The 8387-nt window shown below is 58.4% G+C and carries 9 protein-coding genes; 7 read left to right on the top strand and 2 right to left on the bottom strand.

Annotation, left to right across the window (positions count from 1 at the left end):
* Nucleotides 1-133: 133 nt before the first annotated feature.
* Together RA27_RS17105 and RA27_RS17100 are read right to left on the bottom strand one after the other, a co-directional pair.
* Entirely contained in the window at nt 134-727 is a 594-nt protein-coding gene (locus RA27_RS17105) for a hypothetical protein (RefSeq protein ID WP_039541808.1), read from the bottom strand.
* 97 nt (nt 728-824) lie between these two features.
* On the bottom strand, nt 825-3173 hold the full coding sequence (locus tag RA27_RS17100) for a DNA topoisomerase IV subunit A (RefSeq protein WP_039541805.1): 2349 nt from the start codon (nt 3171-3173) through the stop codon (nt 825-827).
* Between the two features lie 200 nt (nt 3174-3373).
* Between RA27_RS17100 and RA27_RS17095 the strand changes: the two genes are divergently transcribed.
* The 7 genes from RA27_RS17095 (at nt 3374) to RA27_RS17065 (ending at nt 8371) form a co-directional block, all read left to right on the top strand.
* Complete coding sequence (locus RA27_RS17095; RefSeq protein WP_241484096.1) at nt 3374-3991, top strand: SH3 domain-containing protein; 618 nt, start codon at nt 3374-3376, stop codon at nt 3989-3991.
* Between the two features lie 69 nt (nt 3992-4060).
* On the top strand, nt 4061-4888 hold the full coding sequence (locus tag RA27_RS17090; RefSeq protein WP_039541802.1) for an SDR family NAD(P)-dependent oxidoreductase: 828 nt from the start codon (nt 4061-4063) through the stop codon (nt 4886-4888).
* A 79-nt stretch (nt 4889-4967) separates the two neighbouring features.
* Entirely contained in the window at nt 4968-5168 is a 201-nt protein-coding gene (locus RA27_RS17085; protein ID WP_039541798.1) for a twin transmembrane helix small protein, read from the top strand.
* Nucleotides 5169-5171: 3 nt separating this feature from the next.
* A complete protein-coding gene (locus RA27_RS17080) occupies nt 5172-5744 on the top strand; it encodes a cob(I)yrinic acid a,c-diamide adenosyltransferase (protein ID WP_039541795.1) in 573 nt (190 codons plus the stop codon).
* On the top strand, nt 5720-6484 hold the full coding sequence (locus RA27_RS17075) for a hypothetical protein (RefSeq protein ID WP_039541793.1): 765 nt from the start codon (nt 5720-5722) through the stop codon (nt 6482-6484). Before RA27_RS17080 ends, RA27_RS17075 begins: the two co-directional genes overlap by 25 nt.
* Before the next feature lie 199 nt (nt 6485-6683).
* The gene (locus RA27_RS17070; RefSeq protein ID WP_039541791.1) at nt 6684-7442 is read left to right on the top strand and encodes an electron transfer flavoprotein subunit beta/FixA family protein; all 759 of its coding nucleotides are present in this window, start codon (nt 6684-6686) and stop codon (nt 7440-7442) included.
* A complete protein-coding gene (locus RA27_RS17065) occupies nt 7442-8371 on the top strand; it encodes an electron transfer flavoprotein subunit alpha/FixB family protein (RefSeq protein WP_039541788.1) in 930 nt (309 codons plus the stop codon). Before RA27_RS17070 ends, RA27_RS17065 begins: the two co-directional genes overlap by 1 nt.
* The last annotated feature ends 16 nt before the right edge of the window (nt 8372-8387 follow it).

Below are 8387 nucleotides of genomic sequence, written 5' to 3'. Positions count from 1 at the left end.
TCAAACTTTTCCTTTGCCATTCCTCAGGCGCCCTTTTGCGATTTGGGGGACCCTTGGTCCCGTGGTTACATCTGCGCGCGCGAGATATTGGGTTCAGGGGGGAAAATCAAGCACATCCTGATGGAAAAGCCAGTCAGGACGCCGGATTTTGCGTCACGACCTCGGTTTCCAGCGGCTGGATCAGGTCTGGACGGCGATCAAACCAGCCGTTGTCTTTATGTTCTTCGGCGAGCCACTCTTCAACCCGGTCGGCGACCTTCAGGGCCAGCCCACTCATCTGCTCTTCTTTTGTGCGTTCATGACCCGACCCTTTGAGTGCACTACCGCCGGTCGTGTCTTCCAGCACCTGAAACTGCTTTCCTTTAGCCAGAAACTCTTTCTTGTTCACATCATAAACGTTCACAAGAACGATTGCTGTGCTTTTGGGGTTGTAGATGACAGGGATTCCCGGAGGCGCAAGCATGTAGCCCTCAAGGCTGATGCCAATGTCGTATTCCTGCGCACCTTCGTACCGGCCCAGACGGATATCGACAGCATTCTGAATGGCGTTTTCCCACTCCTTGGGTGTCGCATCCCGTGAAACCGGGCCTTGCTTAGCCTTCTCAGCAAAGGCGTAGTTCACGCGCAGCTTGAACTCACCCAACGACTCAGGCGGCTCATAAACCTGCGTTTGTGTACACGCGCCCATCAGGGCCAGTCCGGTGATCAGGGTCAGAATGCGCAACATGTGTCTCGTCTCGATAGGCTTGTTTTCTTTGATCTAGCGCACCGATACGGCCTGTGCCAAGCCGTATCGGCGGAATTCCATCACAGCGAGGTGCAGATCACGAGAATTTATAGTCTCTCGGGAAGCCATAGGGCGCTTTCTTGCCAACGCCAGCCCGCTTTGCCAGCCATTGAGACATATCGGCCTCATGTCGGGTTTTGTCGCCCCCCATGGACCATTTCAGACCTTCTTCCCAATTGAAGGTCGTCACGTCAGACAGTCCGCCATCCAGTTCCAGTGTTCCCTGTCGACCGCGCGCCATATTGTATTTCTGTAGGCGCACGCCCTTGCCGCGGGTCATCTCGGGCAGTTCTTCTGTCGGGAACACAAGGAACTTACCGTTCTGAGACACAACGGCCACGTGGTCGCCCGCGACCGGCTTACAGATCATCGCCGTCTCGTCTCCTTTGACGTTCAGTACCTGCTTACCGTTGCGCGTCTGCGCCAGCACGTCATCTTCGGGCACCATGAACCCGTTGCCTGCGTCCGAGGCCACCAGCAGCTTGCGCCCCGGCTTGTGGATCAGGATGTCGATAATCTGCGCTTCGTTCGGCAGATCGACCATCAGGCGTAAAGGTTCGCCCATGCCGCGCCCGCCCGGCAGGTTTGCGGCACTGACGGTATAGAATCGACCATTTGAGGCGAAGACCAGCAGCCGGTCCGTCGTTTCCGCGTGGAAGATGAACCGCGGGCCGTCACCATCTTTGAACTTCAGCTCTCGCTTGAGGTCGATATGGCCGGTCATGGCGCGAATCCAGCCCATCTGAGAGCAGACCACCGTGATCGGTTCCTTGTCGATCATCGCCTCAAGCGGCACCTCTTCGACCTGTCCGGCTTCAGCAAACTGCGTTCGGCGTGCACCGCCTTCGTAATCTTTGCCGAAGGTCTTCTTGGTCTCTTTCAACTGCTCGGCGATCTTGGACCATTGCAAGCCTTCGTCGGCCAAAAGGTCTTCGAGGTTGGCGCGTTCCAGCATCAACTCGTCACGCTCACGGACGAGTTCCATCTCTTCCAGACGGCGCAAGCTGCGCAGGCGCATGTTGAGGATCGCGTCAACCTGAACCTCGGACAGCTCGCCCTCGCCCGGTTTGGGCGAGACGTAATCGGCCTCGCTGGTCGCGCGGACATGATCGATCCCCCAATCCTCGCGCATCAGCGCGGCTTTGGGGTCGTCGTCGTAGCGGATGATATCGATCACCCGGTCGAGGTTCAGGAAAGCGACGATAAAGCCCTCCAAGACCTCTAACCGGTGGTCGATCTTCGCCATGCGGTGACGCGACCGCCGGATCAGCACCTCTTGCCGGTGATCGAGGAAGGCGCGCAGCACCTCCTTCATCGAGCAGACCTTGGGTGTCACCCCGTCGATCAGAACGTTCATGTTCAGGCTGAACCGCACCTCGAGGTCCGAGTTTCGATAGAGCATCCCCATCAGCACCTCGGGGTCCACGTTCTTGGAGCGTGGCTCAAGGATCAGGCGGATGTCGTCTGCGGATTCGTCGCGCACATCAGCGAGGATGGGGATTTTCTTGGTCTGGATCAGCTCGGCGATCTTTTCGATCAGCTTGGATTTCTGAACCTGATAGGGGATTTCGGTGACGATGATCTGCCACTGGCCTCGGCCAAGGTCTTCAACCTCGTATTTACAGCGGAGGCGGAACGAGCCGCGACCGGTCCTATAGGCTTGCGCGATGTTCTCAGGCGGCTCGACAATCACGCCGCCGGTCGGGAAATCCGGTCCGGGCACGAAATCAAGCAGCTTATCATCGCCAGCATTTGGATATTTGATGAGATGCAAACAGGCGTTGCACAGTTCTTCGATATTATGCGGCGGAATATTCGTCGCCATCCCCACCGCAATCCCGCTGGCTCCGTTGGCCAGCAGGTTCGGGAATTGCGCGGGCAGCATGACCGGTTCGGTCAGCGTGCCATCATAATTGTCGCGGAAATCGACAGCGTCTTCGTTCAGACCCTCAAGCAGCGCCTCGGCCACGATGGTCATCCGCGCCTCGGTGTATCGCGAAGCCGCCGGGTTATCGCCGTCGATATTGCCGAAATTTCCCTGCCCGTCGACAAGCGGATAGCGGACGTTGAAATCCTGCGCTAGGCGCGCCATCGCATCGTAAATCGCGGCGTCGCCATGCGGGTGATAGTTACCCATCACGTCGCCAGAGATTTTCGCAGACTTCCGGAACCCTCCAGTTGCACTGAGTCGCAACTCGCGCATCGCGTAGAGGATTCGCCGGTGAACCGGCTTCAGCCCGTCGCGCGCATCGGGCAAAGCGCGGTGCATGATGGTGGACAGCGCATAGGTCAGGTAGCGCTCACCAATTGCGCGGCGCAGCGGCTCGGCTATCTCGCCCCCGTTCTCAGGGGTCTCCATATTGGGGTCATCGATCGTATCGTTCATACATGATGTGATACGACGCAAGCACGGCTTGGTAAAGCAATCGACACATATTTTGCTGGGGACAAGTCGCGCTTTTTGCAACAGGGGGAGGCAAGTATCGGATTTCCCCCATTTTTCGACTCAAAGCCCGATTTATGTTAAGCTCTCGGACATTAAGACTGCTGCCTTTATTGTTGTTACGATTATCCAGGGGGTGCGCCATGACGCGCGTAATAATTATCACATTTGCCATGCTCGGATGGAGTTTCTACGTGATGAGCGGAGGCCCGGATTTCGAGCCACGTGGAACCCGTGCAGAGCAACCCCTCCGCGTCGCTTCGGTGCCAGAGCCCAAATCAGCCCCCGTTCCAGCCTCGCGTGCAAAAGATCTTGTAACCAACGTCGCCGCACGCACCGTTCCGGCACGAATTGAGCCCGAACCCCTGGCGATTGATGACGCTGCCGCTGTCTTGTCCCAAGTCACAACCGATCCGTTGTCTCAGTTTTCAGCGTTTGACGAGAACGGAGTCAGCTTCACTCTGGCTTCGCTCGAGGACGGGGCCGCCGGATTGCTGCAAGTGGAAACCGAGATTCAGGACGACATCACCCCGACATCGCAGGTGGTCGAGCCGGAAAAAGACATCCGGGAGATTTCGGGCACACGGGTGAACATGCGCGACGGGCCCGGAACGATCTATCCCATCATCGCCAAGGCAACAATTGGACAACGCGTTGAGGTACTGAGTGATTCCGGCACTGGCTGGCTGCGCCTGCGGCTTTTTCCCGATCAGCGTGTGGGTTGGATTTCTGCCTCACTGGTTCGGAAACCAACAAACTGACGCAACTGTGTCATTGTCCTGCCCGGAACCTCGCAATAGCTATGTGCGAGGTTCAGTTTCGGAAACGACATGCAAAAATCCATTCTTATTACAGGCTGCTCGTCCGGCATCGGTCTGGACGCGGCGCACGGGATGCGCGCACGGGGCTGGCGTGTCTTTGCCTCCTGTCGGCAACAGCGCGACTGCGACCGGCTGCGGGCGCAGGGTTTTGAGAGCCCTCTGATCGACTACACCGACACCGACAGCATCACATCCGGTCTGCACCAGGTTCTGGAAGCGACCGGCGGTACGCTGGATGCACTGTTCAACAACGGCGCACATGGCCTTCCCGGCGCGGTCGAGGATGTCCCCATCGAAGGGCTCCGCCTGATTTTCGAGACCAATGTTTTTGGCTGGCACGAACTGACCCGGCAGGTGATTCCCGTCATGCGCGCTCAGGGGCATGGGCGCATCGTGCAGAACTCGTCCGTTCTGGGGCTGGTCGCGTTTCCATGGCGCGGGGCATATGTCGCCACCAAATACGCCATCGAAGGTCTGACCGACACATTGAGGCTGGAACTGCGTGATACCGATATCAAAGTCATCCTGATCGAACCGGGCCCGGTCACCTCGAAAATCCGCGTGAACTCGATCCCGGTGTTCGAACGCTTTATCGATTGGAAAAACTCGGCCCTGCGGCAGCGATACGAGGAATCGCTGCTGAAACGTCTCTACGAATCGTCGGGAACCGACAGGTTCGAACTCCCTGCTTCGGCCGTTACCGCGAAGCTGGCCCACGCGGTCGAATCCAGACGCCCGCGTGCGCGATATTACGTGACAACACCGACCTATATCGCCGGATGCCTGCGCCGTATTCTGCCGACCCGAACCATAGATCGCATCCTATCTGACATCTGAGGCGAAATTACCCGTTCGCTTTTGGCCCCATCAAGGCTAGATCAGAGCCATTGGGAAAACAAACGCGAACGGTGACTCTATGGACCTGTTGATGGTCGTACTGCTTTTGGCCATGGCGGCGGTGGTCGCGGTGCTGGTACTTGGCATCGCTAATTTCGGAAAACCCGGCAAGGACGCCGCGCTAAGAAGCAACAAAATGATGCGCCTGCGTATCCTACTCCAGTTCGTTGCCGTGGTGTTGATCGTGCTCTACGTCTACCTGCGCGGACAAGGAGTTTAGCAGATGGTCGTTCTCAACAAGATTTACACACGCACGGGTGATGACGGGAAAACCGCGCTGGGCAATGGTGAACGGGTCGCCAAGTATTCCGGACGCGTGGCGGCCTATGGCACGGTAGATGAACTGAATTCATTTGTTGGCGTGGCGCGAACCGAAGCGGACGGAGAGGTCGAAGCGGCCCTGTCACGCATCCAGAACGACCTGTTCGATCTTGGCGCCGATTTCTGCCGCCCCGACATGGACAAGGATGCCGAGGCCGACTATCCGCCCCTGCGCATCGTTCCCGCCCAGATCGACCGGCTTGAGGCCGAGATCGACGCGATGAACGACACGCTCGAACCCCTGCGCAGTTTCATCCTGCCCGGTGGTTCTCGTTTGGCGGCGCATTTGCACGTGTGCCGTACTGTTTCGCGACGGGCTGAACGGCTGGCGGTTGAACTGACCAACATGGAACCGGTGAACGAGACGGCTGTGAAATATCTCAACCGTCTCAGCGACTGGTTCTTTGTTGCCGCACGCTGTGCCAACAATGGCGGGCGGGATGATGTGCTATGGGTTCCGGGCGCGAACCGCTGACACCGGCGCTGGCGACCTGTATCGAAGACGCATATGCCGTCTTCGATAGGCCAAAGCCGACATCGCTGGATGTGTGCGAACGATGCTGCATGTATCCCGAGATCGAGGATCATTTCTTCGAGCCTGATATTCGGGACCTCCCCCTTCACTATGTGAAAGATTGGTTTTTTGCCGCCTCCGACCCGTTGGTCTCTCTGGCCCTGTCCCGCTATCTGCTGCCGCGGGTGATGGAATTGCTGGCACAAGGGCAAGAGATTGCAGACGTCGGCCTGGAAGTCAGTTTGAAACGATTCGGAACGGGCCTGCCGGATCGGTGGACAGCGCGGGAAGCCGAGATCATCAACCGATTTACCCAGCTTTATCTCGACCGGTTCAAAGCATCAGACCCTGCACCTCCGGACAACTATTTGGATGATGCCTTGTGCATGTTCGCCAGCGCCGGTCAGGACCCCGACCCTCTGTTAAGCTACGTCTGGTCATGGAGCGACGCGGATCTCTTTGGTCGTCTGGCCCACGATTGGAACATGGCAGGCCATTTTCCAAGCATCTGGTCAACAGCCTTCTGGTCGGAGGATGAGTTCAGCCTGCCCGGGCAAGCCACACGGGCAAAGCAGGTTGCAAAATGGTATCGCAGCCCCGAGATGATGGCCCGCGCCGCAGCCGCGATGGACCGGCCCGATCCGTCAGGCAACCTCCACAATCACGCAGCATGGATTCTGGATACATTGGCTAGCGCCTGAACTCACCCTGCTCCCCAACATCGTACCGGTCGGAGATTCAGCTTAGATTCCCGCGAGAAAAGGCAAAACGCGACGTCCCAACGCCATGACGTGACGATTTTGCTCTGTTGCCGGGCTGCGCAAGGCGCTATCTAAGCCTGCGAAAGCATCGGTCGAGCTGTAAGGCGGCTTGTCGTTTTTTTGAGGAGAAAGCGCTAAAATGAAGGTACTCGTGCCTGTCAAACGCGTGATTGACTACAACGTGAAGGTTCGCGTCAAAGCGGATGGTAGCGGTGTTGATCTCGCCAATGTGAAAATGTCGATGAACCCGTTCGACGAGATCGCAGTCGAAGAGGCGATCCGCCTGAAAGAAGCTGGCAAAGCCGATGAGGTTGTTGTGGTTTCGATCGGTGTGAAGCAGTCGCAGGAAACTCTACGCACCGCGCTGGCCATGGGCGCCGACCGCGCTATTCTGGTTGTCGCTGCCGATGATGTGCATCAGGACATCGAGCCTCTGGCCGTTGCCAAGATCCTCGCCAAAGTGGTCGAAGAAGAGCAGCCGGGCATCGTTCTGGCGGGCAAGCAGGCGATCGACAATGACATGAACGCCACCGGCCAGATGCTGTCGGCTCTGCTGGGCTGGAGCCAGGGCACTTTCGCGTCCGAACTGGACATCGAAGGCGACACCGCCAAGATCACCCGCGAGGTGGATGGCGGTCTGCAGACCATCAGCGTCAAGATGCCGACCATCGTGACCGTTGACCTGCGCCTGAACGAGCCGCGCTATGCGTCGCTGCCCAACATCATGAAGGCGAAGAAAAAGCCGCTGGATGAAAAAACCGCCGCCGATTATGGCGTCGACGTCACGCCGCGTCTGGAAATCGTCAAGACCGAAGAGCCGCCGGCACGTGCCGCTGGCATCATCGTGGGCTCGGTTGATGAGCTGGTCGAGAAACTCAAAGAAGCGGGGGCTGTGTAATGGCTGTTCTTCTTCTCGCAGAGGTTAACAACGGCGAACTGTCGGTTGACGCCACCGCCAAGACCGTTGCCGCCGTCAAATCGCTGGGTGACATCACCGTTCTGGCCGCAGGCGGCTCTGCCGCTGCTGCCGGTGAGGCCGCTGCCAAGATCGATGGTGTGTCCAAGGTTCTGGTCGCCGAAGATGCCTCGCTGGGCCACCGCCTGGCGGAATCAACCGCAGCCCTGATCGTGGGTCTGGCCGATGGATACGAGCATATCGTTGCCCCTGCCACCACCGACGCCAAGAACGTGATGCCGCGCGTTGCAGCCCTGCTGGACGTAATGGTGATCTCGGATGCGTCCGGCGTAGTCGACGCCACGACGTTTGAGCGCCCGATCTATGCGGGTAACGCGATCCAGACGGTGAAGTCGAACGACGCCAAGAAAGTTGTGACCATCCGCACAGCCAGCTTTGATGCGGCGGGCGAAAGTGGTTCGGCGGCTGTCGAAACCATCTCGGTCGGTGACAACCCCGGCCTGTCGTCGTGGGTCGAGGACAAGGTTGCCGAAAGCGACCGTCCAGAACTGACTTCGGCTGGCGTTGTTGTTTCAGGCGGCCGTGGTGTCGGCTCGGAAGACGACTTCAAACTGATCGAAACCCTGGCTGACAAGCTGGGTGCCGCCGTTGGCGCCTCGCGCGCCGCAGTTGACTCGGGCTACGCCCCGAACGACTGGCAGGTGGGTCAGACCGGTAAGGTTGTTGCCCCGGATCTGTATGTCGCTGTCGGCATCTCGGGTGCGATCCAGCACCTGGCTGGCATGAAGGACTCGAAGGTCATCGTCGCGATCAACAAGGACGAAGAGGCACCAATTTTCCAGGTCGCAGACTTCGGTCTGGTCGCCGACCTGTTCCAGGCGGTGCCGGAACTCACCGAAAAACTCGGTTGATCCCAGATAGAGATTT

This window comes from Ruegeria sp. ANG-R, assembly GCF_000813985.1.
Classification (GTDB): domain Bacteria; phylum Pseudomonadota; class Alphaproteobacteria; order Rhodobacterales; family Rhodobacteraceae; genus Ruegeria.
Note: the sequence above shows the minus strand (reverse complement) of the source record. Positions and strands in the feature narration are given on the sequence as shown.

Bases quoted from the DNA above. Each gene is read 5' to 3' on its own strand.
- RA27_RS17105 (WP_039541808.1), bottom strand. From the start codon at position 727: ATGTTGCGCATTCTGACCCTGATCACCGGACTGGCCCTGATGGGCGCG.
- RA27_RS17100 (WP_039541805.1), bottom strand. From the start codon at position 3,173: ATGAACGATACGATCGATGACCCCAATATGGAGACCCCTGAGAACGGG.
- RA27_RS17095 (WP_241484096.1), top strand. From the start codon at position 3,374: ATGACGCGCGTAATAATTATCACATTTGCCATGCTCGGATGGAGTTTC.
- RA27_RS17090 (WP_039541802.1), top strand. From the start codon at position 4,061: ATGCAAAAATCCATTCTTATTACAGGCTGCTCGTCCGGCATCGGTCTG.
- RA27_RS17085 (WP_039541798.1), top strand. From the start codon at position 4,968: ATGGACCTGTTGATGGTCGTACTGCTTTTGGCCATGGCGGCGGTGGTC.
- RA27_RS17080 (WP_039541795.1), top strand. From the start codon at position 5,172: ATGGTCGTTCTCAACAAGATTTACACACGCACGGGTGATGACGGGAAA.
- RA27_RS17075 (WP_039541793.1), top strand. From the start codon at position 5,720: ATGGGTTCCGGGCGCGAACCGCTGACACCGGCGCTGGCGACCTGTATC.
- RA27_RS17070 (WP_039541791.1), top strand. From the start codon at position 6,684: ATGAAGGTACTCGTGCCTGTCAAACGCGTGATTGACTACAACGTGAAG.
- RA27_RS17065 (WP_039541788.1), top strand. From the start codon at position 7,442: ATGGCTGTTCTTCTTCTCGCAGAGGTTAACAACGGCGAACTGTCGGTT.